Consider the following 25,091-nt stretch of genomic DNA (forward strand, 5'->3'; position numbering starts at 1 on the left):
AACCATGAGTCAGACAGTGCGCGGCGTGATTTCACGGTCCAAAGGCCAGCCCGTCGAGGTGGTCGACATCGTCATCCCTGACCCCGGGCCCGGCGAGGCCATCGTCGACATCATCGCGTGCGGCGTCTGCCACACCGACCTGACCTACCGCGAGGGCGGCATCAACGACGACTACCCATTCCTGCTCGGTCACGAGGCCGCGGGCACGGTCGAGGCGGTCGGGCCCGGTGTCACCAACGTCGAGCCCGGCGACTTCGTGATCCTGAACTGGCGCGCGGTCTGCGGCGAGTGCCGGGCGTGCAAGCGGGGCCGGCCGCAGCTGTGCTTCGACACCTTCAACGCCGAGCAGAAGATGACGCTGACCGACGGCACCGAACTCACCCCCGCGCTGGGCATCGGCGCCTTCGCCGACAAGACGCTGGTGGCCTCCGGTCAGTGCACGAAGGTCAACCCCGAGGCCGATCCCGCCGTGGCCGGTCTGCTCGGGTGCGGGGTGATGGCCGGGATCGGCGCGGCCATCAACACCGGCGCCGTCACCCGCGACGACACTGTCGCCGTGATCGGGTGCGGCGGTGTGGGTGATGCCGCGATCGCCGGGTCCGCGCTGGTCGGGGCCCGCAAAATCATCGCCGTCGACACCGACAACACCAAGCTGGACTGGGCGCGCAAGTTCGGCGCGACCCACACGATCAATGCCCGCGATCTCGATGTCGTGGAGACGATTCAGGACCTGACTGACGGCTTCGGCGTCAACGTAGTGATCGACGCGGTCGGCCGCCCGGAGACCTGGAAGCAGGCCTTCTACGCCCGCGACCTGGCCGGCACCGTGGTGTTGGTCGGGGTGCCGACGCCCGACATGCGATTGGACATGCCGCTGGTCGACTTCTTCTCGCACGGTGGCGCGCTCAAGTCCTCGTGGTACGGCGACTGCCTGCCCGAGCGGGACTTCCCGACCCTGATCGATCTGTACCTGCAGGGCCGGCTGCCGCTGGAGAAGTTCGTCTCCGAGCGCATCGGGCTGGACGACATCGAGGAGGCGTTCCACAAGATGCACGACGGCAAGGTGCTGCGTTCGGTGGTGGTGCTGTAATGGTCGCCATCGACCGGGTGGTCACCCACGGCACGTTCGAACTCGACGGCGGCAGTTGGGAAGTGGACAACAACATCTGGCTGGTCGGTGACAATTCGAATGTGCTGGTGTTCGACGCCGCCCACGACGCCGACCCGATCATCGAGGCGGTCGCCGGCCGCCACGTGGTCGCGGTGGTGTGCACCCACGGGCACAACGACCACGTCACGGTGGCTCCCGAACTCGGCGAGACGCTCGACGCGCCGGTGCTGCTGCATCCCGCCGACGAAGTCTTGTGGCGAATGACGCACCCGGACAAGGAATTCCGATCTATCGGCGACGGTGAGACAATTAAAATCGCCGGCACCGAACTGCGCGCACTGCACACGCCCGGCCACTCCCCCGGGTCGGTCTGCTGGTACGTACACGACCTCGGGGTGGTGTTCAGCGGCGACACGCTCTTCTCCGGCGGGCCGGGTGCGACCGGCCGCTCCTACTCCGACTTCCCGACGATCCTGCAGTCGATCTCCGAGCGACTCGGGAAGTTGCCCGGTGACACCGTCGTGCACACCGGCCACGGTGACAGCACCACCGTCGGCGAGGAGATCGTGCACTACGAGGAGTGGGTGGCCCGCGGGCACTAGCGCCGCGACCTCCCGTCTACATCCCGTCCAGGATGCGGCGCTTCTCGGTCTCGAACTCCTGTTCGCTCAGGGCACCGGAATCACGCAGCGCAGCAAGAGTTTTCAGCCGTTCCAGCCGGACCCCCTGATCGCCGGGTTCGTAGGCCGTCTGCGACTGATAGGCCGGGGGCGGCACCACATAGGCGCCGGGCGCCGCCGTCGCGGGTCTGGCCGCCCGCCTGGCGCGGCTCAGCCACACCACCGACAGGCACACATCGATCAGACTGATCACGAACAGGGCCACGAACACCCAGACCAGATCGCCGTGCGAGCTGCTGTGGCCGAAGGCGAGTCGCGGATTGATGTATCCGTTGACCTGCCCGTCGGTGGCGACGTTGAAGTCGGCCTCCTGAGGCACGTGCACATTCCACACCCGTACGTGGGCGTCGTTGTTCACGGTCGTTGTGCCGCCGATGCTTTCCACCAATTCCGGCTTCGGCACCCCTTCGGGCGGCGTGATGGAAATGCGCAGCGGCGGCACCGGCAGGCCGCCGTCGGAACCGATGACCAGGGTGTGCAGGCTGACGGTCGCATCCCCGGCGGGCAGGTGCACAATGCCCGATCCAGGGATGGCCACCTCTCCGTAGGCGTTGTATTTGTCCAAGAAGAATGCGTTGAGCACCAGAGTCACGATGAAGCCGACGACCGCCACCACCAGCATCAGAATGGCCAGTGCCAGCGAAATCTTGGCGACCCGTCTGCTGTTCATGCACGCAGTGTGTCATGCGTCGAACACCGAGACAGCCCATCTGCGCGAAGCCGATATTGGCGGGGTGATGAGCGGGAACCAGCGCGACGGAGGACACTGGTTCCGACCGAAGTGCGAGCGACCGGAAAGGAGCCGACGAATGGCCCACAATCTGATCGCCACGGTGCCGGATCTGTCCGGCAGGTTGGCCGTGGTAACCGGATCCAACAGCGGCCTGGGACTCGGGCTGGCCAAACGACTTTCGGCAGCCGGCGCCGACGTGGTGATGGCAATTCGCAACCGCGCCAAGGGTGAGGCCGCCATCGAGCAGATCCGGTCTGCGGTGCCCGACGCGAAGCTGACCATCCGGCCGCTGGACCTCTCGTCGCTGGCGTCCGTGGCGGCCCTGGGTGAGCAGCTCAACGCCGACGGTCGACCGATCGACATCCTGATCAACAACGCCGGCGTGATGACCCCACCGGAACGCGACACCACCTCGGACGGCTTCGAACTGCAATTCGGTAGCAACCATCTCGGGCATTTCGCGCTGACCGCACATCTGCTGCCGCTGCTGCGCGCGGCGAAAAACGCGCGGGTGGTCTCCCTGAGTAGCCTTGCCGCCCGTCGCGGCCGCATCCACTTCGACGACCTGCAGTTCGAGAAGTCGTACTCATCGATGGCCGCCTACGGGCAGTCAAAGCTGGCCGTGCTGATGTTCGCCCGCGAACTGGACCGGCGCAGCCGCCAGGCCGGCTGGGGCATCGTCTCCAACGCGGCACATCCCGGCCTGACCAAGACCAATCTGCAGATCAGCGGCCCATCGCACGGCCGGGAGAAGCCCGCGCTCATGCAGCGGATCTACACCACGTCATGGCGCTTTGCCCCGTTCCTCTGGCAAGAGATCGACGAGGGCATCCTGCCTGCGCTGTATGCCGCCGTGACACCACAGGCCGAGGGCGGGGCGTACTACGGCCCCAAGGGCTTCTATGAGGCCGCCGGTGGCGGGGTCACCGAGGCGAAAGTGCCGTCGCGCGCCGCCAACGATGCTGACTGTGAACGGCTTTGGGAGATTTCGGAGAGGCTCACCGGTGTCAGTTTCCGCACGCAGAAGTGAGCCGCGCCTGCGGCTCCCCGAATCCAGCGTTGTGGTTCGGCCGGAGCCGATGGAGAGCGCGACCTACACGCAATCGTCGCGCCTGCAAGCCGCCGGCCTGTTGCCGGCGGTAGCGCTGTTCGAGCACGCCGCACAGCAGGTGCCGCTGCCCAAACCGCCACAGCCGATCGTGGTCGCCGACTACGGTGCCGCCACCGGCCACAACTCGCTCAAGCCGATGGCCGCCGCTATCACGGTGTTGCGATCCCGGACCCGTCATGACCACCCGATCCTGATGACGCACACCGACGTACCGGAGAACGACTTCACCGCCCTTTTCCGCACGCTGTCCGACGACCCGGACAGCTACCTGAACAACGAACCGGCGACTTTCACGTCGGCGGTGGGCCGTTCCTTCTACGACCAGATCCTGCCGACCGGCGCGGTCAACCTCGGCTGGACGTCGTGGGCGGTGCAGTGGCTGAGTCGGGTGCCCGCCGACGCCCCGGAGTTCACCGATCACGTGCAGATCGCCTACAGCAACAACGTCGCGGCCCGCAAAGCCTATGAACACCAGTCGGCCATCGACTGGAACGACTTCGTGGCGTACCGGGGCCGGGAGTTGTCTCCCGGCGGCCGGCTGGTGGTGCTGACCATGGCCCTCGATGACGACGGCGAATTCGGATATCGGGCGCTCAACGACGCATTGATGGCGGCGCTGCATGCCCTGGCCGATCGAGGGCTGGTGCGTGGCGAAGAGGTGGAGCGCATGGCCATCCCGGTGATCGCGCGAACCGAGAAGGACTTCCGCGCCCCCTTTTCCCCCCGCGGTTGGTTCGAGGGCCTCACGATCGATCATCTCGATATGTTCAACGCCGAAGATCGGTTCTGGGCCCGCTACCAATCGGATTCAGACGCAGACGCTTTCGGAGCGCGGTGGGCAGCGTTCGCGCGTGCCGCACTTTTCCCCACGCTGACGGCCGGACTGGACGGCGGGATCAGCGATCCGCGGGCGAGCGAATTCGTCGGTGAACTCGAGGCTTCCGTGGCCGAGCGGCTGGCCAGCGCGCCGGAACCGATGCGCATCCCGCTCGCCGCGCTGGTGCTGGTTAAGCGCGATTCGCGATAGCCGGAGTTTCGGGGCGGCGCCTCAGTGGGTAAACACCAAATGGGTCGGTCGCACAGCAACTCCATAGGGGGCCAGTCAGCATGAGCGCGCACGACGATTCGGCGGACAAGGACGCCAAGGACGCCGGCGGCGGCGTGGACACTGCCGAGGCGCCGAAGGACGAATCGAAACCAAAAGACGATTCCACAGCAAAGGACGAGTCCGGGGGCAAGGACGACTCGAAGGCTGAGGGCAAGCCCAGTGGTGCCAACCAGACCGAGAAGCCCGAACCCGAAGAAGAGCACAAAGAAAAAGCCCAAGAGATGATGACGGCCTACGAGGACCGTCCCACTCTGGTGATGCCCGGCTCGGGCAAGACCATCGCCGGCACGGCGGTCAACGACTGGATTGACGACGACGGCAATCCGAAGTTCGCCGAGGACGAGGACTCCCCGGCCGCTCAAGCCAAGAAGGAAAAGGGCAACGACGAGTCGGGCTCCGATTCGGGAAAAGCTGACAGCGCGAAAGACGAGTCCCCGCAGGACGATTCGCAGCAGGATGATCCGAGCGAGAAGGCCTCGGCCCAAGCTGACAGCGGCAGCGAGGAAACCGAAAAGGGCGGCACCAAGAACGAGAGCGCCCGCGCGGCAGCGGCCGACGAGAACGCCGGAGACCGCGACAAGTCGATCGAGCAGCTGAATCAGGAAGCCGAAGAGCGAGTCAAAGAGAATCTCGAAAAAGACAAAGAGTTCAATCAAGAGATCATCAAGGCGACCAAAGAGGACCGCGAACAGCACAAGGCCGAGCGGTAGCGCCTTAAGGCGGGCCGGGAACGGCTGGGCCATTACCCGGTAATTGCGGTAGCCCCGGGATCTGCGGGAGTTGCGGTAGCGGGTTCTGCGGGTTGTTCTGTCCCGGCAGTTGAGGCAGCTGCGGTAGCTGCGGCGGCGTCGTGGGCAGCGGCGGTGGCGTGGACGGCACTGGCGGCGGACTCGAAGGCGGCGACGGCTGCTGAGTTTGCTGCGTCTCGGTGGGTTGTGGCGGCGGCGCCTGCGTGGTGCGCCGCGGCGGCGGTGGCGGAGGCTCCTGCGTCGACGGCGGCGGTGGCGGCTCCGACGATGGCGCCGGTTCGGGGCTGACGCTGTCAGTCTCGGTCGGCGCGGGCGACGAGGGCGACGGGGGCGGCGGGCTGGCCGTGCTGGACGGCGTGGCGGGCACCGTGTTCACCCGCGGTGTGTTGGTTTCGTGCTTGTTTCCGGAGGTCAAGCCGATCGCGATCGCGGTGCCCACCAGCAGCACGGCCACGGTAGCGCTGATGATGATCACCGCCGGCAGGCGGTACCACGGGATCGGCGGGGACTTGCGTTCGGGTTTCGGCCGGTCTTCGCGCTCGAACTTCATCTGCGGCCGGGCCGACGTCAGCCCCGATCCACCGTGCTCGCCATGCCCGTGCTCGCCAACCGACGCGACCGGCAGCGCGCGGCTTTCGTCCTCGGCTTCCGACCACGCCAGTGCGGGTTCCATCGTCGGGGCCGGAGGGTCAGGGGGAAAGTCGGGGTATGCCGCAGCCGCGGGTGGGCCCGGCGCCACTGCGGCCGCAGCGGTCGCGGCGACGGCGGCCGGCGTCAGGGTGGTCGCACTGGTGTCCCCGGGACCGCGAGCAGCCCGCAACGCGCCACCGATGGCCGCGGTGAGTTGCGGCCGCGGCGTCGTGATCACCGGCACACCGAAACGCCCGGACAGCGAGGTGGTAACCGCCGGAATGTTGGCGCCACCGCCGACCGTGGCGATAGCGACGAGTCCATGAATTCCGTTGCGCTGCAACAGTTGTTCCAACGAAAACAGGACTCCGTCCAGGGCGGGACGGATCGTTTCCTCGAGCTCGTTGCGGGTCAATCGGATGTCACCGCGGACGCCCGGGACCTCTTCGGCCAGCGTGGTGACGGTGGCCGACGAGAGCCGTTCCTTGGCGGTGCGGCAGGCGGCGCGTAACCGGGTGAGCGAGCCGATCGCCGCAGTGCCGGACGGATCGAACGAACCGGTTCCCGGCATTTCGGACATGACGTAGGTCAGCAGCGACTGGTCGATGAGATCGCCGGAGAAATCGTCGTGCCGAACGGTCGGGGCGACCGGCTGGTACTCACCGGCGACATCGACCAGCGTGAGACTGGTCCCGCTGCCACCGAAATCGCAGACGGCCACGATGCCGCGCGCCGGTATCCCCGGGTTGGCGCGTACCGCGAACAGTGCGGCGGCGGCGTCCGGGAGCAGCGTCAGCGGCTTGGCGCCATGCGCCCATTCGGACACCCGGCTCAGCGCACCACCCAGCGCGTCGACGGCAAGCGGCGACCAGTGCGCCGGATAGGTCACCGCGACACTTTCGGGCAGCGCGCGCCCTCCCGTCGCCGCATATGCCAGCGCACGCAGGCCGTCGGCGACCAGGGCCTCGCTGCGATGCATGGAGCCGTCGGTCGCCACGATGCCGACGTGGTCGCCGACCCGCTCCACGAAGTCGGTGATGACCAGGCCCGGCTCGTCGAGTCGGGGGTTCTCCGAAGGGATCCCGACTTCGGGCGGCCGCTGCCGATACAGGGTCAGCACGGGCTTACGGGTGATGGCGTGATCGGCCGTCACGGCGGCCAGGTTCGTGGCACCGATCGACAGGCCCAGCGCGGGCCTAGCTCCATCTGCCATCCAGGTCCAATCCCCGGGGCTAACGCCCTAAATCTCTGAAGGTGTGAAGGTTTCGCTCAGTTTCTCGGTGAAAGCTATAGCGTAGCTCTGACTCAGCTTTGCGCCAGCTGTATCAAGATCTCTCTCCGCCCATGTTTGCGCTGGTCAGCGAATGGTCCCGGCGCCGGGGATGAGCGGCAGATCCAGGGCGGTCACCCAACCGGGGGAAAGATCGTTGACCGCCGGGACCGCGTTGAGGGCCCGCAACCCGGTTGCCAGGCATCCGGCCGCGGCGGCGTCCCGACCCGAGCCGTCCGTGAACCGGAAGGCCGTCTCCTGCGAAATGCTCGGCGTCCCTTCGATATCCACCCGGTACACGTCGTTGTCGTTGCCGGTCGGCCAGTCGGGTGCGGCGTCGAGCCCGATGCGGTTCACGTGCTCGAGCTGGATCCGGGTCTCACCCTGGTAGAGCCCATTGATGGTGAAGCGGACGGCGGCCACGTTGCCGGCCTTGATGACGCCCTTCGCGGATTTGCGGTCGGTAGGGGTGACCCACTTGTCCCACGTCGTCGTCATCTCGTCCAGCATGATGCCCGCGGCGTGAGCGATCATCGGCACCGTCGCGCCCCAGGCGAAGATCAGCACATCGCTGTTTTCCAGCATCGGGCTGTACTCCGGCTCCCGCCCGATGCCCATCTCCCGCTCGTAATCACCCTCGTAATTGGTGTAGTCCAGCAACTCCGACGCCCGCACCTTGCGGACTTCGGAGCACAGGCCCATCAGGGTCATCGGGAACAGGTCGTTGGCAAAGCCCGGGTCGATGCCGGTGGTGAAGCAGGACGCCTCCCCCAGTTCGGCGGCCTGGGTGATGGGTTCGATCCAGTTCGGCGGGTTCAGGTGCATGGTCGGCCAGATCCACGGCGTCATCGCCGTCGAACAGACGTCGATCCCGGCCCGCAGGAAACGGGTGATCAACGAGATGTTGTCCTTGGCGTGCATCGCCGTCGGCCCGTAGTGGACCAGTGCGTCGGGCTTGAGCGCGATCAGCGCATCGACATCGTCGGTGGCGGCGATCCCGGCCGGTTCCGGCAGCCCGCAGATTTCACCGACGTCGCGGCCGACCTTGTCGGGGTTGCTCACGCCGACCCCGACCAACTCGAAAAGCGGGTGTTTGAGTATCTCGGGGATCACCATCCGACCCACGAATCCGGTGCCCCACACCACCACTCTCTTGGGTTCGCCGGCTACGACCGGTTGCGTCATCAGCACCTCCAGCTCAGACCAGTCCCCGCGTTCACCCTAAGTTCCGTGTCAAAAGGGTCTCGTATTCGCCCCTGTGTGGTGACAACATGAACAAACATGACCACTTGTCGCGCAGCTTCGATACTGCTTGCCATCGGCACCGCCTTCGCGGCCACCAGCGGTGTGGCCAGCGCCGTTCCCTTGCCCGGTCAGTTCCCGCAGGTCCGCTACGAAGTCAGCGGTCCCGGCGTCGCTGAATACATCTCGTTCCAGACCCAGAACGGTCAGCAGCGGGCGGTCAATGTGCCGCTGCCGTGGTCGACGGAATTCCAGGCGTTCGGCGGGCAGGTGTTCGTCCTGTCGGCTCAAGGACAGGGCACCATCGCCTGCAAGATCATTCTCGACGGCAACGTGGTGAACGACGCGCATTCAACGGGGACACCGGGTAAGGCGGTCTGCTCGCACTGACCCGGGGGCGCAGCAGCCGGTCTAAGCTCGCCAGTGTCACGCCTGCACGGGTGTAAGCGGGCGACCTGGGCATAGGAGGATCGCATGGATCTCAAGTCCCGGACCGATGCCCCGGCGGCGCTTGCGCCCCGGGTCAACGGCACCCCGCCGCCCCACATCCCGCTGGCCGATATCGCGTTGGGCTCGTTGGAATTCTGGGCTCTTGACGACGATTACCGGGACGGCGCTTTCGCCACCCTTCGTCGCGAGGCGCCGATCTCCTTTTGGCCGGCGATCGAAATCGAAGGGTTCACCGCGGGCAACGGGCACTGGGCGCTGACCCGTCTCGATGACGTGTTTTTCGCCAGCCGCCACCCCGAGGTGTTCAGTTCCAGCCCGAACATCGTCATCAGCGACCAGACACCCGAACTTGCCGAGTATTTCGGCTCGATGATCGTGATGGACGACCCGCGGCACCAACGGCTGCGTTCGATCGTCAGCAGGGCGTTCACGCCAAAGGTGGTAGCTCGCATCGAGTCGTCGGTGCGGGAGCGGGCACACCGGCTGGTGACGGCGATGATCGCCAACCATCCCGACGGGCACGCCGATCTGGTCAGCGAGCTCGCCGGACCGCTGCCATTGCAGATCATCTGCGACATGATGGGCATCCCGGAAGAGGATCATCAGCGCGTATTCCATTGGACCAACGTCATTCTCGGCTTCGGCGACCCCGATCTCGCGACCGATTTCGAAGAGTTCGCCAAGGTGTCGATGGACATCGGCGCCTACGCCACGGCGCTGGCCGAGGACCGCCGCTCAAACCACCACGACGACCTGACAACGGCGCTGGTGGAAGCCGAGGTGAACGGCGAGCGGTTGTCGTCCTCGGAAATCGCGATGTTCTTCATCCTGTTGGTGGTGGCCGGCAACGAGACGACCCGCAACGCGATCAGCCATGGCGTGCTGGCCTTGTCACGCTATCCCGAGCAGCGCGAGCGATGGTGGGCGGACTTCGACGGCCTGGCGCACAGCGCCGGCGAGGAGATCGTCCGCTGGGCCTCGCCGGTCATCTACATGCGTCGCACGCTCACCCGCGATTTCGAACTCAGCGGCACGAAAATGGCTGAGGGCGACAAGGTTACGCTGTGGTACTGCTCGGCCAATCGCGACGAATCTAAATTTGCCGATCCGTGGACGTTCGATGTGGCGCGCAACCCCAATCCGCATGTCGGCTTCGGCGGCGGCGGTGCCCACTTCTGCCTCGGGGCCAACCTGGCGCGTCGCGAGATCCGGGTGGTGTTCGAGGAGTTGCACCGCGAGATACCCGACATCACCGCAACCGCGGAACCGGCGCGACTGCTGTCCCAGTTCATTCACGGCATCAAGACCTTGCCGGTGGCCTGGACGGTTCGCTGAGCAGACGCAAAAGCACCTGAAAAGTGGCCTTTTCAGGTGCCTTTGCGTCTGCTCACCTCCCCTGCTACAGGAACGAGTTCTCGGCAGCCAGGCCGCGCTCGGGGAAAGCTCCCAGAGCGAAGGTTTCGGCGTTGCCGAACCCGGTCCCACCGCCGACCGGATCCTCCACGCGCACCAACAGGTCTCGTAACTGGTGGACCTTGCGGGCGGTCTCTGGCTGATCGCAGTCCGGTACGTGGTAACCCTCCACCCGCAGATCACCGACCCATTGCCCGTACACCCAGTCGTTCCAGCCGTAGTAGCCGGCGGTGCCGAGGTGAAATCCGGTCGGCCCGGCCGCGGTGATCGTCAAAGGGCGCCTGGTGCCGTCGGTTTCGGTCAACGTGATGGTGCCGTGGGTCAGGCGCCGGTTGCCGTCGTCAAAGTGCAGGTCCTGTTCGACGTTCGCGAAACGATAGGCGGTGCCGTTGTCGTTCTGCTGTTCCGCCTGGAAACGGGTCGACTCGAATCCGTCGCCTTTTTCCTGCTGCAAGAACACGAACAGCGAGTAGGCCGACCCGTCGGCCCGGGTCAGCGTCATCGGGCACCAGGTCATCAACATCTGGTTGATGCGGCGGCCGCCGCGCGGCAGGCCGGGTATCGGCTTGCCCACCCCGGGACGCAGGCCCCAGGAATGGTCACGGATCGAAATCCACTCGTCGGGCCTGACCTCGGTGCGCACGCCGTCGAGCTCGACCCAGCCCGATGCGACGCCAATCTGGTGGTAGCGCAACACATTATGGGTCACCCGGTAGCCGTCGGGGCTGCGGTCCGGCCAGGGGTCTTCCAGTGCCGCATCGAAGCTGCCACACAGCGTCACGTCAAACGCGATCGGTGCGTGCTCGGTGTTGTCGAGCCTGACGCGGATAGCTTTGAGCGGCTCGACGACGCTGTAGTGGATGGGGCCGACGTCGGTGCTCGACGGGTCCAAGGACAGTCGCCGGCCGGCACGGACCGTCCACTGTTCGGTGCCCCGGCAGACACCCCCGGCCCCGTCGAACACTCCCCTGTTGGTGTACTTGCCGACACCCAGCACCACTTGCAATGAGTTGTCCCGCGCATGCGCGATGGTCCAGATCTTCTCCGTCCAGGACGGGTCCGACTGGCTGACCGTCGCGAACGTGTCCACGATCTGATGGGTCAGGGACTCGTCCTCGGGCACCAACCCGCCGTAGTTGGTCGTCAGCAATCCGGGTCACTCCTCATCGGGTCGAAGGTCGTCATGTCGGTGCCGCGGTCGTACTCGGCCATCCAGGTTCCCGCCCATTCCGGTAACGGCTGGTCGGCTGGATCGTGGTGCGGCGTCTGGGAGATCGCGAGCCCCCAGAGCATCCGCAGCAGCCGCCCGGTGGGCACGGCGTGAAACACCGGTTTGGTGGCCGTCCTGCCCAGGCGGTAGCGGAACTCGGTGCGCAACGCGTCTTCCATCACCCGTTCTGCCGACAACGCTCGGTCTCGCAGTGGGATGTGCTGGTCGAAGGCCTTGGCGACCGTGTTTGCAATGAATCCGGTATGCCGGAAGGTCTGGCGTACCCGTTTGACGCGATACCAGGGGTCAGGCACCAGGTGCCGGCACAACTTGAGCCCCGAACTGCGGTGCTCGATCTCCTCGACGAAGTGCCACAGCATCAGCGCAGCCACACGCTGATCCCCCCCGCCGAACAGCGAATCCCGATGATCGAGAATGACTTTGAACATCGGGGTGAACGTGGCTTCCAGGTTGGCGATGTAGGCGGCGTGAAACTCGACCGGGTGCGCGGCGATCAACTGTTGGTAGGACGCCATCGTCTCCTCGTAGCAGCATTCCAACCCGGGATACTGCTCGATCAGCGCCAGCATGTGCTTGCGGTGCGCCGCGGCGTGCTGAGCCTCCTGCCGCAAAAAGGCATCCGCCTCGGCCGCAACCTCGGGGTCGTCGAGTCGGTCGCCGGCCTCGCGTAACGCCGCGATGATGTATTTCTCGAACGGCACCGCGATAAAGGTGAAGGCGTTGCAGAAGATCGCGAACCGCGGATTGGCCGGCTGCCACAGGAACGGGACCGTTCGGTCGAACTCAAATGACATTCTTCGGACGACAAGGTCCGTCATCGCCGCGTGCCTTACGTTCAGAGTCAGATTGTCTCAGTTCGCAGTGTGACATTCACCGGTATAGATGTAAAGTACGTAGGGTGTCCACCCGTGTCCCGCCCAGCGCCGAGCTCTCGACGCGCCGACGGATACTGGCCGCCACTTTCGTGGTCCTTGCCCGCAGCGGACGCAAGCGACTGATGCTCTCCGAGGTGGCCGCCGAAGCCAACGTGTCCCGGCCCACGCTCTACCGGTACTTCCCGTCCAAGGACGAGTTGCTTGCAGCGTTCGGACTCTACGAGCAAGACAATTTCGATGCCGGCATCGCCTCGGCCATGGCGGGGCTGCGTGGTCCCGAAAGACTGGACGCTGCCTTGCAATTCGTGGTGGACTTCCAGTACACCTACTCACTGGGCTTCCTTGCCGACACCGAACCCGAACATGTACTCACGCAGATGAAACGGGTGATGCCCGTCCTGCACGAGCGCATCAAGCGCTTGATCCCCGGCGACGACTCCGAGCTGGCGGCAGCGACGGTGGTGCGGGTGGCGGTGTGTCACTACCTGGTCGGCGGAACCGACCGCGAGCAGTTTCTAGCTGAATTGCGTTATGCCGCAGGCCTCGACCGCCGCACCCTGCGCTCAGCCACCGCCAGCTAGCCATCCGCGGATCCGGTCGGCGATCAGATCCGGCTTTTCCAGGTGCAAGAAATGGCCTGTGCCATCGATCATTTCGAATTTCGATCCCGGCGCGGGCAGGTGCTGGACCGCATCGGCGACCACCTCGGCTCCTAACCCACCGTCGTCGGAGCCGTGCAGGTACAGGGTCGGGATCGCCGGAGGAACGAATGTGGCCAGCGCCTCCTGCTCCGCGGACGGATCGGCGAACTCGGGGTTGAATGTCGCGCGATAGGGTGAGATCACCCCGGCGATGGTCTCGGCGGTGACGTGTTCGCGCAGCCACGAAATATCTTCTGTTGCATCGTATCCTGGTGACCAGTCCGCCCAGAGTTGCTCCCAGAAGCTCGGTTGCAGCAACGCCGTCTCGGCGAGACCGACCAGTTGGATGAACCAGATGTAGAACGAGCGCTTCAACTGGGCGTAGCTGAACATGGATTCGGCCAGCGCGGCACTCGGTGGCACCGCGAGGGTAACCAGGCGACCGAAGGCGCCCGGGTCTGCCCCCACCGTTCCGTAGGCCGCATGTGCGCCCCAGTCGTGGCCGATCAGCACCGCGCGATCGTCTCCCCCGTGTTCGCGGTATACCGAAAGGACATGGCGCACATAGGTACCCACGCTAACGGGACCGTCCGCCGGCGCGTCGTAGCCCGGCAGCCACGGCGCCACCACCCGGTAGCCGTGCTCGGCGAGCACCGGCCCGAGATGCCGCCAGGTATGCGGAGTATCGGGGAACCCGTGCACTGCGATGGCCAGGGGTCTGGTGGTGTCACCTATGTCCCCGAAGATCAGGGGCTCCGGTCTAACCATCGAACTCGTCCTTTACATCGTGGTCGTTTAATGTAAGCACACTCTATTTACATCGCATAGGTCCTATGTAAATGTGTGTCTATGGCCGGACTGTCCCTCGTGCAGCGAGACCTCGATGCGACCCGCGGCCAGCTCGCGGACTGGTTTCAGCACAAGTTCGGCGCACCGGTTGAAATCGGCGAGCTGCGGCCGGCGAACCGCGCCGCGGGCTGGTCGAGTGTGAGTTTGTTGTTCAGCGTCGACGGGTCGCGCGAGTTCGTGGTGCGGATCCCGCCAACCGGGGGTGGCATCTACGCCGAATACGACCTTGCCGGCCAGACGCGTACGCAGCAGTTCCTGCACGAGTATCAGATCGCCACGCCCGCGCCGATCCACTACGAACCGGACCCGTCGTGGCTCGGGTCGAGTTTTCTGGTGATGCCGCGCATCGCCGGGCACACGCCGTCGGACACGTCGTATGCGACACGCGGATGGCTGCACGGCGCCGGCCCGGAAGTACAGCGTCGTGTGCATGACTCCTTCCTGGACACCCTGGTTGCCCTGCAACGCGTCCCGACCGATCAGGCGGCCTGGCTGGAGCGGCCGCAAGGCGTCGGCAACGCCGCAGAACTCGCGTGGTGGCGCGACTACGTCGAATGGGCCACCGATATGCAGGTTCCCAACCTGATCACCGACGCGTTCGACTGGCTGTATCGCCACCAACCCGAGGACCCGCCCCGGCTCGCCGTGTGCTGGGGCGACGCGCGACTGTCCAACGCGATCTTCGACGACCAGGGGCAGATCGTCGGGGTGCTGGACTGGGAGCAGGCATGTCTGTGCCCGGCGGAGACGGACTTCGCCTGGTGGCTGGCCACCCGACGACAGACCATGGAGGTCAACGGGATACAGGCCGATCCCGAGCTCCCGGGCTTCGACAGCCGGCAACGGGTCATCGAGCGATTCGAGGAGCGGATCGGCCGGCCGCTGCAGGCGCTGAGGTGGTACGAGATCTTCGCGATGGTGCGGATGGGCTGCTGCATCCTGCGGGTGCAGTGGCTACTGCGCAGCATGGGCCAGGGCGACCACGGCCTCACCCGCGCGCCGATCATGCCCGCTTGGGCGATCGCGGCGGTCAGTCCGTAGCGGGAAGTTCGTAGATCAGCAGCTCGCGCGGGTAGACCGCCCAATCGGGGGGCTGCGGAATGCGGGCCACGCAAGCGGTATTGGTGGACAACCAGACCAGCGCCTTGCGGTATTCCTCCAAGCCTGCGGGGCGGAACGGGTAGTGGTGATACAGCGCGAAAGCCTGCACGTGGGCGTAGAGCGCGGCCTTGCCGAGCAGCCCGTCGGGCATGTCTTCGAAAACGATGATGCGGCGGTGCGCGACTCGGCGGCATTCGGCGATCAGCCCGACCGGGTCATGGCTGTGGTGTAGCACCTCACTCAGGATCACGTGATCGAAAGAGCTGTCCGGGAAGGGAATTGTGCGGCCGTCGAATTCGGTGAACGAAATGTCGCTGGCCCGAAAGTCTTTCACGTCGATCCCGGTCGGCACCGCGCCGTAAATGTCCCGCAGGTAATGCGAGAGATATCCGGTCCCGCAACCGACGTCGAGAACGGTGTCACCGTCGCCGACGTAGTCACCCAGCGCCTCGGCTTGTTCGCGCAGGCGCACCGCGGGCTGCAGGACGTGGTGGAATTCGGTGAAACGACGTCGCATCGTCGGCAACGTATCACGGTCCGGGGCGGTGAGAATGCCGCAACTGTGCCTACACTCGCGCGTGGCCAATCCAGTCAGCGTCAAGCGGATCGCGTTCGCGTGCATGGTGGGCACCACCGTCGAGTTCTACGACTTCTACATCTACGGCACGGCCGCGGCGTTGGTCTTCCCCCACGTCTTCTTCCCTGAGCTCAGCCCGGCGATGGGTACGGTCGCCGCCATGGGCACCTTCGCCGCCGCGTTCGTCTCCCGGCCGGTCGGCGGTGCGGTGTTCGGACACTTCGGTGATCGCCTCGGCCGCAAGGCGACCCTGGTGGCCACCATGCTGATCATGGGTCTGTGCACGGTTGCAGTAGGCCTGACGCCCGGGGCGGCGACGATCGGGATAGCGGCGCCGCTGATCGTGTTGATTCTGCGGCTGTTGCAAGGGTTCGCCGTCGGCGGCGAGTGGGCCGGGTCGGCTTTGTTGGCAGCCGAATTCGCGCCGGCCCACCGCCGCGGCAGCTTCGGCATGTTCACGGCGGTGGGTGCTGGCATCGCCACCCTGCTCACCAGCCTGACCTTCCTGATCGTCAATGCCACCGTCGGTGAGAAGAGCGCGGCGTTCCTGAACTGGGGATGGCGGGTGCCGTTTCTGCTGAGCGGCCTACTGGTCGCCATCGCGTTGTATGTGCGTCTGGTCATCGACGAAACACCGGTCTTCACAAGACAAACGGTGCGTCCTCGGGTGCCGCTGGCCGAGGTGCTCCGGCAGCAGCCGGCGCGGGTGGCGCTGGCGTCGGGCAGCTTCGTGGCGCTCTACGCGTTCGTGTTCATGGCGGGCACGTACCTGACCAGCTACGCGCACAGCCATCTGGGGCTGTCGCGCAATGTCATTTTGTGCGCAGGACTGCTGGGCGGTCTGGCATGGACAGCGGTTGTCCCGCTGTCGGCCATATTGTGTGACCGGGTCGGCCGTCGCCCGGTGATCCTGTCCGGGTGGGCACTAGGCCTGCCGTGGTCGTTCGTGGTGATTGGACTGATCGACACCGACCGGCCGGTGTTGTTCGCGGCCGGGATCGTTGGGACGTACAGCATCGCCGCGTTCACCTACGCCCCGATGGCGTCCTTCGTGCCCGAACTGTTCAGCACGTCGCACCGCTACACCGGCGCCGGGCTGGCGATCAACGTGGCCGGCATTGCGGGTGGGGCGCTGCCGCCGTTGCTTGCCGACCCGCTCAGCGACCGCTACGGCAGCTGGTCGATTGGGCTGATGTTGGCGGTGCTGGTCGGGGTGAGCCTGCTGTGTACCTACCTGCTGCCCGAGACCCTCGGAGGAGCGCTCGAGTAGCCCTCGCGAGCAGACGCGAAGGCACCCGACACGCCGAGCGTGCGGGTGCCTTCGCGTCTGCTCGCGCAACCAACGCAACCAACACAACCAACACAACCAACAGCTAGCGTGCGGGTTCCTGCTGTCGCAGTTGGTCGGCCAGCGCCCGGATCTCGGCGCGCAACTCTTCGATCTGACTGGCCGTCGCGGCCTGATTCTCGCTGTCGGCGTCCGAGACCCGCTGCACGATCCAGGACGCCAGCGACGCCGTCACCACACCTATCAGGCTGATGCCGCCGATCATCAGCAGCGCCGCGACCACCCGGCCGGTGACGGTCAGCGGATACAGGTTGCCGTAGCCGACGGTGGTCACCGTGGTGATGGACCACCACACCGCCTTGCCGAAGGAGTCGATGGTGGCGCCGGGCTGCTCGCGTTCGGCGTCCAGGATCGCCAGCGAGCCCGCGTACACCAACAGGATGACCCCGGAGATCGTGTAGATGAGGATCTGACCGCGCACGGCGCGACCGACCGCCTTCTGCAGCACGCCGAGCAGGACCAGCAGCCGCAGCATCCGCAGCGGCCGCATGAACGGCAACGCCACCATGATGAGGTCAAACAGGTGCAGCAGAAACCATTCCCGGCGATCGTCGGCCAGGACCAGGCGAGCCACATAGTCGATGACGAAGATGCCCCACGCCAGCCAGCACAACAGCCACAGCGCACGCGCTTCGAGCCCGTGCGGGCGGCCGAGGATCTGCACCGAATACATGGCGAGGAAGGCGACGGCGACCAGGGCGAGCGGCCACTCGGTGCGCTGCCTCCACAGTTGTTCCTTGGATTGCACACGGCTCAGCGTACGAGTTGATCCGCCAGATCGACGAAATCACAAGCGTTGATGTCGAACTCGTCTTCGTATGCCACGTCCGCGGTCGCGCCCGCACCGAACTCCAGCGGCCGGGCCACGAAAGCGGTCTGGAAACCGAGCCGGCCGGCCGCACGGATGTCGTACTTGTGACTGGCCACCATCATGATTTCGCCGGGTTGCAGGCCGAGGTAGCCGGCGGCCATCCGGTACACGGCGGGGTCGGGCTTGAACACGCCGGCCATCTCCGCGGCGAAGACGGCATCCCAGGGCAGACCCGCCCGCTTGGAGATGTTGACCACCGCGCTCACATCGGCGTTCGACAGGGTCGCCAGTGTGTACCGGGTGCGGAGCCGGTTCAGCCCCGGTATGGCGTCCGGCCACGGCCGCAGCCGCTGCCACGCCAGGGTGAGCTCCTCGCGCTCGGCGCCGGAGAGGTCACCGGCCCCGACGTCGTCGAGAATGGCGTCGAGAGCGCGACGGTACACCGTGTGCACCGAGACCCAGGTTCCTGAGTGGGCCGGCGCCGCGTTCAGCGCCGTGAAGTATTCCGCTCGCCAGCGCCGCACCACGTCGGGCCAATCGACTCCCAAGTGCCGGCCGGCGCTGATGCGCCGGGCCTCATCGCACACCGTCGAGTGAAAGTCCGTCGCGGTCCCTTGGACATCGAATAACAGCGCCTTGAGCACCCGACCGAATCTAGCGATGTCCCGGTGGCCGTGACACTTTTCACTACCAGAGGTACACCACCGCGTCCTTGCCGCCGGTGCACCTGATCCACGGGTTGGCGCCATCGCCGGCACATTTCATCAAGAAGTTTGCGGTGTTCTTCGGGTCGCAGTTCGCGCCGGGCACGGTGAAGCAATCAACGGAGCCCGGTGCCGATACCGTCCGCGTCCCCTCGGTGGCGTTGCCGTAGGTCTCCCAGTACGTGCGCAGCACCGTATTGGCGAAGTAGCAGGATGTCTGCGGCGACCCCCGCCCGCCGTGCGACCCGAACCCGGTCGCGTTGCTGAGTTGAAAACCCTGATCGCAGCTCTGCTGGCCGGCGCTCTGGTCCGGACCGGTGACCAGCGGCGGCGTGGCGTTGACCGGCTGCGACGGCGTGGGCTCCGGCACGCCGGATGACTCACCTGAGTAGGGCGGGATCGTCGGCGGGACGGTTGCCGACGGTCCGGCCGTCGGGGGCGAATCGGAGTCGGGCAGCAGACCGATGACGGCGCCGATCGCCGCCAGCACCACCGCCGCGCAGAGCGCGACGAGGGCGGGCACCAGCCAACGCGGCCGCGGCTTGGCCACCGGTTCCGCCGACACCACCGGTTGCGGACCCGAGGGCGGAAAGGTCTGCGGATAGACCTGTTGCTGCGGTGGCGGCATGGGCGGTCGTTGCGGGGGTGGCCATGAGGCGCCTTGCGTCGGCGCCTGGTCGACCGGGTCGATCACGGTGCGCGCACCGCGTCGCAGGGCCCGTTCAGCAGCCCGGCCGAACGCCCCGGCGCTGCCGTACCGGTCGTCTGGCTCCTTGGCCATGCCGCGGGCAATCACCTCATCCAGGGCCGGCGGGACCCTTCGGTTGGCCAGGCTCGGTCGCGGCGGCGGTGTTGACAGGTGCGCGGCGACCAACCCGCCCTGGGTCTGGGCGGGAAACGGCGGCTGCCCGGTCAGCGCTTCATAGAGGACGCAGGCCAGCGAATAGATGTCGGCGGCGGGGGTGATGCCGCTGTCGGTGAACCGTTCCGGCGCCATGTAGGCCCATGAGCCGACCCGCATGTTGGCCGCGGTGAGCCGGGTGTTCTCACCCACCACCTCGGCGATCCCGAAATCGACCAGGTAAGCGAAATCGGCGGGCGTGACCAGGATGTTCTGCGGCTTGACGTCCCGGTGCACCAGCCCGTCCGCGTGGGCGGCGTCCAGCGCCGCGGCGATCTGGATGACGATGGCGACCGCGCGCGCCGGCTCCAGCGGCGCTCTGACCAGTAACGCTTCCAGATCCTTGCCGCGGACCAGGCGCATGTCGATGAACAGCGAGCCGTCGATTTCACCGAAGCCGTGGATCGGGATGACGTGCGGTTCCTGCAACGTCGCCGCGGCGTGGGATTCCCGCTCGAAGCGGGTGCGGAATTTGCGGTCGTTGGCGAACTGACCCTTGATGATCTTGAGGGCGACGGTCCTACCGATCTGGTTGTCGTAGGCCTCGTAGACCTCGCCCATGCCGCCTTTGCCGAGGACGCCGGTGATGGTGTATTTGCCGAAGGTCGTGCCGACACGCTGGTCGTCCGCTGACACCGTCATCTCCTCCCGTTAGGGATTATGCGGCACGTCGCCATGATGTCTAAGGGTTTCCCGGGCAGCGGCCGGCGGGCAACCGGGCGCGGTTGGCGTTCAGCCAGCCTGCGACCGCGTCGAGGGCGGCCCTGCCGTCATCGAACGAACCCGAGGCCGGCTCGGCGGCAACCGCGACGGCCACCCGGCCGCCGGGTGTGGTCAGCACGCCGAGTTGGCGGACGAGGTAATCGCCGGACGGCGACGGACCCCAACCGCCCTTGAACTGGGTGCCGGCGAGTTCGCCGATGCCCCAGCGTTGCGTTTCGACTTCGCCCATCAGCGAGAAGATCGGGTCATTCACCGGATTGCAGACCGCGCTGGCGGTGAATCCCACCTGATTGGCCAGTGCCCACTGAGTTTGGCCGAAAGCGGTGAATCCCGGTCGCAGTCTTCGGGATTCGACGGTAGTAGGGTCACCGGTCTGCTGCAGAACCTGTTGCACCTGCTGAGCCGCGGTCGCTGGTTCGCCCAACTGCCGCCACAGTGCTTCGGCTGCCGCGTTGTCGGATTCGGTGATGACGGCCCGCATTTGGGCGGTGATCACGTGTTGCGCCCGGTAGGCGGCGATCACCAGGGGTAGCTTGATCGTCGACCAGGCCGGTCCCTGCTGCCAATCGCCCCACACGGTGACCGGCTGCCCGGAGCCGACGGCGGCGACGGCCAGCCCGACCCGAGCGTTCAGGTGGGCGGTCAACTGGGTGAAGTCCGCGGCCAGGTCGGTGGTCGGGTTGACCGGTGGCGCGGTGATGTCCGGCGCGGGGTGCGCGGACGGTGTCGGTCGGAGCGGTGCGTGCCGGTGGGTGTATTCGGCGCTCAATGTCACGATCGCGGCCGCCGCAGCCAAGGTTGCGAGGACCGCGGCCAATCTGCGGACGCTAGCCCGCCTTGCCCTGGAGATAGTTGACGATCCCCTGGGTAACGGCGGCGGCGTAGCGCGCCCGTCCGTCCGGGCTCTCGATGAGAGCGGCGTCTTCCGCGTTCTTCATGTTGCCGAGTTCCACCAGCACCGCCGGGTATTCGGCGAAGTTCAGTCCGGCGAGGTCGGCGCGGCCGTACAGCCCGCCGGAGCCGACGTAGTTGGACGGCTGAAATCCGGCGCCGATCAGCGCACTGCGCATCGCCTCGGCGAGCTGGAGGGACGGACCGGACTGCGACGCATTGAGCGGCGGGCTGGAGTAGTTCACATGGAACCCCCGCCCCGAGGCAGGGCCGCCGTCGGCGTGGATGCTGACGATCGCGTCGGGGCGCGCGCTGTTGGCGTGGGCGGCGCGGTCGTCGATGCACGGTCCAACCGAGTTGTCGTCGCCCCGGGACAGCTGAGTGTTGACGCCCATCCCATTCAGGTTGGCGGCGACCATATTGGTGACTTCCCAGGTGAACGCGTGCTCGGGATAGCCGTCGTTGGCAGCGGTGCCCGAGGTGTTACACGGCTTGGTGCCGCCACGGCCATTGGGAACCTGCCGGTTGATGGACGCGTCCGCGACCGCGTTGTGGCCTGGGTCGAGAAACACGCTCATTCCGGCGATGTTGGCCGCGCCGGCACGCGGACCGGAGACCAGGCCAGCCAGCACCACCGGCGCCGCGGCGGCACATTTCAGCACGTCGCGCCTGGAAAATCGGCTCACCGCGCGATGGTAACAACCGGTGGTGGGCGCGCGCCCTTCACCCGAACCGCCGCACCTTGCGCATGAGGTCGGCGCCCTCGACACCGTAGATCCCGCGGTCATCCCCCTGCAGCACCCAGTTGTGCTGCTGGTCGGCACGCGCGCAGAGCGCGTCCCAATAGCGGGCGTACTCCTCCGAGCGTCTGGCATACCAGCGAACGAGGGCACGTACCAGGAAGAACAGGGCCACCAACGCGGCCGCCCCGAGGATCCACCAGATGAACTTGATGACGAGCCCAATGACCAGCAACACGCCGAACAGCGACCCGAACCCACCGCCCGATTGCTTCATGGCCCGGAAGTTACCCCTCGCCACCGACAACCTGGCGTGCTAAGACCAAGCGATGCGAATCATGCAGCTGACGCTGATCACCGCGGCCACCGCAGCAACCATTGTGTTGCCGGCGACCGCCCATGCGGACTCCAAGTATTTCCAATCGCCGTCCGGCAACATCTTCTGCATCATCGCTGCGGACGGCGCCGCCTGCGACATCGGCGAATACACCTACACCCCGCCGCCGCCTCCGGAGTGCGCTCAGCACATCTCCTGGGGCAGCCGGTTCACGCTGAGCCCCGGTAAACCCGGCGCCATCGAATGCCACGGCGACACCCTGCAGCTGCCCGGCGAGCCGGCACTCGCCTACGGGCAAACCATCTCCGCCGGCTCGATCACCTGTGCCAGCAGCGAGCAGGCGGGCATGAAGTGCACCGACAGCACCAGCGGGCACTTCTTCCGGGTTTCGCGCGACTCGTTCGATCTCGGTTAGGTCGTTGCCCGGCAAGCACTTCGGCCGCATCGGCCTCGCGGGGCTGGCACTGGGTGTCGTGCCGCTGTCGATGGTGGTGTTGCTGCGGGCGTTGCGGCGCCGACGCGCATCGCTGCTCTCCCACGGGGCGTTCCGGCGGTTACTCAAGATCTACAACGTGCTGACGCGCCGGGTCTCCGGAACGCGAATATCGACCGTCGGCCTGCTTACCCACGTGGGACGTCGCAGTGGCCGCAATTACCAGACGTCAGTGGGCGTGACCGGCCACGGAGACGGGTTCCTGGTGCCGTTGACCTACGGCCCCGGCACCGACTGGTACCGCAACATCAGCGCCGCCGGATCCGGGACACTGGCCTGGAAAGGTCGCACCTTCACCGTGGAGAAGCCAGAGATCGTCTCCGGCCCACAACCGCTGCGTGCCTGGCCGACAAGATCACGAATAATGTTGCAACTGGCGGGCATTGACGATTTCGTCTGGTTGCATCGCCGCCCGCAGTGAAGAAGTCGTCAGCCAATGCTCCCAATTGCCAACTGCACGAAGCGTTTCAGCGTCTTGCAGGACGTATAGCCCTGGGTGACCCGAAAGAGCCGGTCACGGTCGAGCAGCACCACCAGCGTTGTCGACGGTGGGGTCGTCGACGGTTCTTAGGCGCAGGCGGCCCGGACGCCGGTGCCGCGACGCGTCGCAAGCACAAATTGCGACGCGGCGTCGACGGGAAACGCCCCGAGCACTTGTAGATCGATTTCCACGCCATGCCCACGTCGACGGGTTTGTCGTAGATGCAGGCGATATCGACCGTCACGGTGGCGTGGCGGTTGACCGGAGTCCCGACGGCGGGCGAGACAGCGCTGATGCAATAAGTCTTCTTTTGGCCGTCTCTGGGCCGGGTGGGTTGGCTGAGCGGGTCGTGCCCGTCCGGGGCCACCCGGATATGGTCCCAGCAGTCAGCGAACCGTCTTTGACCTGGTAGAGGAGACGCCCGACCACGTCCGGAACGGGCGCGGCCACGTCTGGGCATCGCACAGCTGCGCCACGGTGGCCGGCTCGACCGTCCCGTGTCGCAGCGGGGGGCGAGACGACGCGGTGTGTCGAACAACTCGCCAGCAAGATGGCAACGCCCGCGACCACCATTACGGTACTTAGCTTCATGCTTCACGTGCTCCCGCCTTTCCGACAGTCCACGGGGCTCGCCCGGCTATCGATCCCAATCTCGGTTTCTCCAGCAGGCTGTTCGGATTGTTTGGGTCGCAATGACATTGGGGGACGGTCGGGTCCGCCGGCAGTTGGGTTGACGCAGGAACGGTCTGTTAACAAGCGATTTAATGGCGCGAAAGGTACCTCGCTGACTAAATTCATTAATTGACGGTCAGAAATAAGCGCGGAAGGTTGCCCGTAACGTAGCAAAATGGTGTGACTTGCATGTGCCGCGTCAGGATCTGATCCTCAGATAGGAGGGCTTGTTGGAGGGAACGCCGTTCGGGCGGTACCGGCTGATTGAGTTGATGGGCCGTGGCGGCATGGGCGAGGTCTGGCGCGCCTATGACACGGACACCGACCGGGTTGTTGCGCTCAAAATCCTGCCGACCGAGATCTCCAACGACAACGTCTTCCAGCAACGGTTCCGCCGCGAAGCCCACGCCACCGCGCGGTTGAACAGCCCGCACCTCATCCCGATTCACACCTATGGCGAGATCAACGGGCGACTGTTCGTCGACATGCGCCTGATCGAAGGCCACGACCTGGAGACAGTGCTCAGTCACGGGCCGCTGCCACCGGATCGCGCGGTGCACATCATCGGGCAGACCGCCAAGGCGCTGCATGCCGCCCACAAGGATGGGCTGCTGCACCGAGATGTGAAGCCCTCCAACATCATGATCGACGCCGACGACTTCGCTTACCTGATCGACTTCGGAATCGCGCGCGCCGCAGGCGATTTAGCCCTGACGAAGGCCGGTGACGTGATCGGCACCTACCATTACATGGCGCCGGAGCGATTCAGCGCCGACAATGCCGATGCCCGCTCGGACATCTACTCGCTGGCCTGCGTGCTCTACGAGTGCTTGACCGCCCAGTCGCCGTTCCCCGGCAACACCTTGGAACAACAGATCGGCGGCCACCTGCGGACTCCCCCACCGCGGCCGTCGAGCACGTTTCCCGAGCTGCCGGCGGGCTTGGACTCGGTCATCGCCAAGGGCATGGCCAAACATCCCAACGATCGCTACAGCACCGCGGTGGAGTTCGCCCAAGCCGCCCAGACCGCTATGACCATGCCCATCCCGACCAGGGTGCCGCCGCCCGTCCGGACCCAGCCCGCGAACAATCCGTACCACGTGCACTTCGACACCCGCTCCGATGGCCGTGGTCTGCCCCAGCGGCCACCACCACGGCCAACAGCGCGGCCGAGATTGCCACGGCCTTGCGCCGCCACCAGGGCCGCGCCAGTGAGGGC

26 protein-coding genes are annotated in these 25,091 nt (G+C 66.1%); 13 read left to right on the forward strand and 13 right to left on the reverse strand.

The features are described from left to right. Positions 1–4: 4 nt before the first annotated feature. Both A9X01_RS10755 and A9X01_RS10760 read left to right on the forward strand, forming a co-directional pair. On the forward strand, positions 5–1,090 hold the full coding sequence (locus tag A9X01_RS10755) for an S-(hydroxymethyl)mycothiol dehydrogenase (protein WP_065120746.1): 1,086 nt from the start codon (positions 5–7) through the stop codon (positions 1,088–1,090). Further along, the gene (locus A9X01_RS10760; RefSeq protein WP_065120747.1) at positions 1,090–1,713 is read left to right on the forward strand and encodes an MBL fold metallo-hydrolase; all 624 of its coding nucleotides are present in this window, start codon (positions 1,090–1,092) and stop codon (positions 1,711–1,713) included. The genes A9X01_RS10755 and A9X01_RS10760 overlap by 1 nt, the downstream gene beginning before the upstream one ends. 16 nt (positions 1,714–1,729) lie before the next feature. Here the strand turns inward: A9X01_RS10760 and A9X01_RS10765 are convergent, their stop codons facing one another. Continuing rightward, positions 1,730–2,461, reverse strand: coding sequence for an SHOCT domain-containing protein (locus tag A9X01_RS10765; RefSeq protein WP_065120748.1), 732 nt, complete (start codon positions 2,459–2,461; stop codon positions 1,730–1,732). 139 nt (positions 2,462–2,600) lie between these two features. Here A9X01_RS10765 and A9X01_RS10770 point away from each other — a divergent pair, with 139 nt between their 5' ends. The 3 genes from A9X01_RS10770 to A9X01_RS29805 all read left to right on the forward strand — a co-directional run bounded on the left by A9X01_RS10770 (position 2,601) and on the right by A9X01_RS29805 (position 5,453). Beyond that, the gene (locus A9X01_RS10770) at positions 2,601–3,554 is read left to right on the forward strand and encodes an SDR family oxidoreductase (protein WP_065120749.1); all 954 of its coding nucleotides are present in this window, start codon (positions 2,601–2,603) and stop codon (positions 3,552–3,554) included. 49 nt (positions 3,555–3,603) lie between these two features. Next, positions 3,604–4,662 (forward strand): class I SAM-dependent methyltransferase, encoded by a 1,059-nt coding sequence (locus A9X01_RS10775; RefSeq protein ID WP_065120750.1) that lies wholly within the window; start codon positions 3,604–3,606, stop codon positions 4,660–4,662. A gap of 80 nt (positions 4,663–4,742) precedes the next feature. Beyond that, positions 4,743–5,453: a prolipoprotein diacylglyceryl transferase gene (locus tag A9X01_RS29805; RefSeq protein WP_065120751.1), complete on the forward strand. Its 711-nt coding sequence runs from the start codon at positions 4,743–4,745 to the stop codon at positions 5,451–5,453. A 4-nt stretch (positions 5,454–5,457) separates the two neighbouring features. Here A9X01_RS29805 and A9X01_RS10785 read toward each other — a convergent pair whose 3' ends face one another. Next, positions 5,458–7,335, reverse strand: coding sequence for an Hsp70 family protein (locus A9X01_RS10785; RefSeq protein ID WP_065120752.1), 1,878 nt, complete (start codon positions 7,333–7,335; stop codon positions 5,458–5,460). Positions 7,336–7,479: 144 nt separating this feature from the next. Continuing rightward, positions 7,480–8,577 (reverse strand): NAD(P)H-dependent amine dehydrogenase family protein, encoded by a 1,098-nt coding sequence (locus tag A9X01_RS10790; protein ID WP_065120764.1) that lies wholly within the window; start codon positions 8,575–8,577, stop codon positions 7,480–7,482. 96 nt (positions 8,578–8,673) lie between these two features. Between A9X01_RS10790 and A9X01_RS10795 the strand changes: the two genes are divergently transcribed. After that, positions 8,674–9,024 carry an MmpS family transport accessory protein gene (locus tag A9X01_RS10795; RefSeq protein WP_036359214.1) on the forward strand — a complete coding sequence of 117 codons (351 nt, stop codon included), beginning with the start codon at positions 8,674–8,676 and terminating at the stop codon, positions 9,022–9,024. Between the two features lie 84 nt (positions 9,025–9,108). Further along, entirely contained in the window at positions 9,109–10,419 is a 1,311-nt protein-coding gene (locus A9X01_RS10800) for a cytochrome P450 (RefSeq protein ID WP_065120753.1), read from the forward strand. A 64-nt stretch (positions 10,420–10,483) separates the two neighbouring features. On the opposite strand, the gene A9X01_RS10805 is transcribed toward A9X01_RS10800, so the two are convergent. Together A9X01_RS10805 and A9X01_RS10810 are read right to left on the reverse strand one after the other, a co-directional pair. Next, complete coding sequence (locus A9X01_RS10805) at positions 10,484–11,647, reverse strand: Rv3169 family protein (RefSeq protein WP_065120754.1); 1,164 nt, start codon at positions 11,645–11,647, stop codon at positions 10,484–10,486. Next, positions 11,641–12,522, reverse strand: a complete 882-nt coding sequence (locus A9X01_RS10810) for a metal-dependent hydrolase (RefSeq protein WP_253849058.1) — start codon at positions 12,520–12,522, stop codon at positions 11,641–11,643. Before A9X01_RS10810 ends, A9X01_RS10805 begins: the two co-directional genes overlap by 7 nt. A gap of 104 nt (positions 12,523–12,626) precedes the next feature. Here A9X01_RS10810 and A9X01_RS10815 point away from each other — a divergent pair, with 104 nt between their 5' ends. Further along, positions 12,627–13,184, forward strand: coding sequence for a TetR/AcrR family transcriptional regulator (locus tag A9X01_RS10815; RefSeq protein ID WP_065120756.1), 558 nt, complete (start codon positions 12,627–12,629; stop codon positions 13,182–13,184). Here the strand turns inward: A9X01_RS10815 and A9X01_RS10820 are convergent. Then, complete coding sequence (locus tag A9X01_RS10820) at positions 13,167–14,012, reverse strand: alpha/beta fold hydrolase (RefSeq protein ID WP_065120757.1); 846 nt, start codon at positions 14,010–14,012, stop codon at positions 13,167–13,169. The two genes, A9X01_RS10815 and A9X01_RS10820, sit on opposite strands and share 18 nt — an antisense overlap. 81 nt (positions 14,013–14,093) lie before the next feature. Here A9X01_RS10820 and A9X01_RS10825 point away from each other — a divergent pair, with 81 nt between their 5' ends. After that, a complete protein-coding gene (locus tag A9X01_RS10825; protein WP_065120758.1) occupies positions 14,094–15,134 on the forward strand; it encodes a phosphotransferase family protein in 1,041 nt (346 codons plus the stop codon). On the opposite strand, the gene A9X01_RS10830 is transcribed toward A9X01_RS10825, so the two are convergent. Then, positions 15,124–15,711 carry a class I SAM-dependent methyltransferase gene (locus tag A9X01_RS10830; protein ID WP_065120759.1) on the reverse strand — a complete coding sequence of 196 codons (588 nt, stop codon included), beginning with the start codon at positions 15,709–15,711 and terminating at the stop codon, positions 15,124–15,126. The genes A9X01_RS10825 and A9X01_RS10830 overlap by 11 nt on opposite strands. A gap of 34 nt (positions 15,712–15,745) precedes the next feature. Between A9X01_RS10830 and A9X01_RS10835 the strand changes: the two genes are divergently transcribed. Continuing rightward, entirely contained in the window at positions 15,746–17,041 is a 1,296-nt protein-coding gene (locus A9X01_RS10835; RefSeq protein ID WP_065120760.1) for an MFS transporter, read from the forward strand. Positions 17,042–17,144: 103 nt separating this feature from the next. On the opposite strand, the gene A9X01_RS10840 is transcribed toward A9X01_RS10835, so the two are convergent. Genes A9X01_RS10840 through A9X01_RS10865 form a run of 6 tightly spaced genes read right to left on the reverse strand, consistent with a single transcriptional unit; the run spans position 17,145 to position 22,166 of the window. After that, a complete protein-coding gene (locus A9X01_RS10840; RefSeq protein WP_065120761.1) occupies positions 17,145–17,867 on the reverse strand; it encodes a potassium channel family protein in 723 nt (240 codons plus the stop codon). Between the two features lie 5 nt (positions 17,868–17,872). Further along, positions 17,873–18,574: a haloacid dehalogenase type II gene (locus tag A9X01_RS10845; RefSeq protein ID WP_253849059.1), complete on the reverse strand. Its 702-nt coding sequence runs from the start codon at positions 18,572–18,574 to the stop codon at positions 17,873–17,875. Between the two features lie 43 nt (positions 18,575–18,617). Beyond that, on the reverse strand, positions 18,618–20,171 hold the full coding sequence (locus A9X01_RS10850; RefSeq protein WP_065120766.1) for a serine/threonine-protein kinase: 1,554 nt from the start codon (positions 20,169–20,171) through the stop codon (positions 18,618–18,620). Between the two features lie 46 nt (positions 20,172–20,217). Further along, positions 20,218–21,075: a serine hydrolase gene (locus tag A9X01_RS10855; protein WP_253849061.1), complete on the reverse strand. Its 858-nt coding sequence runs from the start codon at positions 21,073–21,075 to the stop codon at positions 20,218–20,220. Between the two features lie 10 nt (positions 21,076–21,085). Continuing rightward, positions 21,086–21,835 carry an Rv3717 family N-acetylmuramoyl-L-alanine amidase gene (locus A9X01_RS10860; RefSeq protein WP_065120762.1) on the reverse strand — a complete coding sequence of 250 codons (750 nt, stop codon included), beginning with the start codon at positions 21,833–21,835 and terminating at the stop codon, positions 21,086–21,088. Between the two features lie 37 nt (positions 21,836–21,872). After that, complete coding sequence (locus tag A9X01_RS10865; RefSeq protein WP_172832485.1) at positions 21,873–22,166, reverse strand: hypothetical protein; 294 nt, start codon at positions 22,164–22,166, stop codon at positions 21,873–21,875. A gap of 52 nt (positions 22,167–22,218) precedes the next feature. Here A9X01_RS10865 and A9X01_RS10870 point away from each other — a divergent pair, with 52 nt between their 5' ends. The 3 genes from A9X01_RS10870 to A9X01_RS10880 all read left to right on the forward strand — a co-directional run. Continuing rightward, complete coding sequence (locus tag A9X01_RS10870) at positions 22,219–22,641, forward strand: DUF6636 domain-containing protein (RefSeq protein ID WP_081282315.1); 423 nt, start codon at positions 22,219–22,221, stop codon at positions 22,639–22,641. Positions 22,642–22,645: 4 nt separating this feature from the next. After that, a complete protein-coding gene (locus A9X01_RS10875) occupies positions 22,646–23,140 on the forward strand; it encodes a nitroreductase family deazaflavin-dependent oxidoreductase (protein WP_081282316.1) in 495 nt (164 codons plus the stop codon). A 962-nt stretch (positions 23,141–24,102) separates the two neighbouring features. After that, the coding region (locus tag A9X01_RS10880) for a serine/threonine-protein kinase (RefSeq protein WP_155772024.1) at positions 24,103–25,091 on the forward strand (989 nt) is incomplete at its 3' end.

It is taken from the genome of Mycobacterium asiaticum (genome assembly GCF_001668675.1).
Lineage (GTDB): Bacteria > Actinomycetota > Actinomycetes > Mycobacteriales > Mycobacteriaceae > Mycobacterium > Mycobacterium asiaticum_D.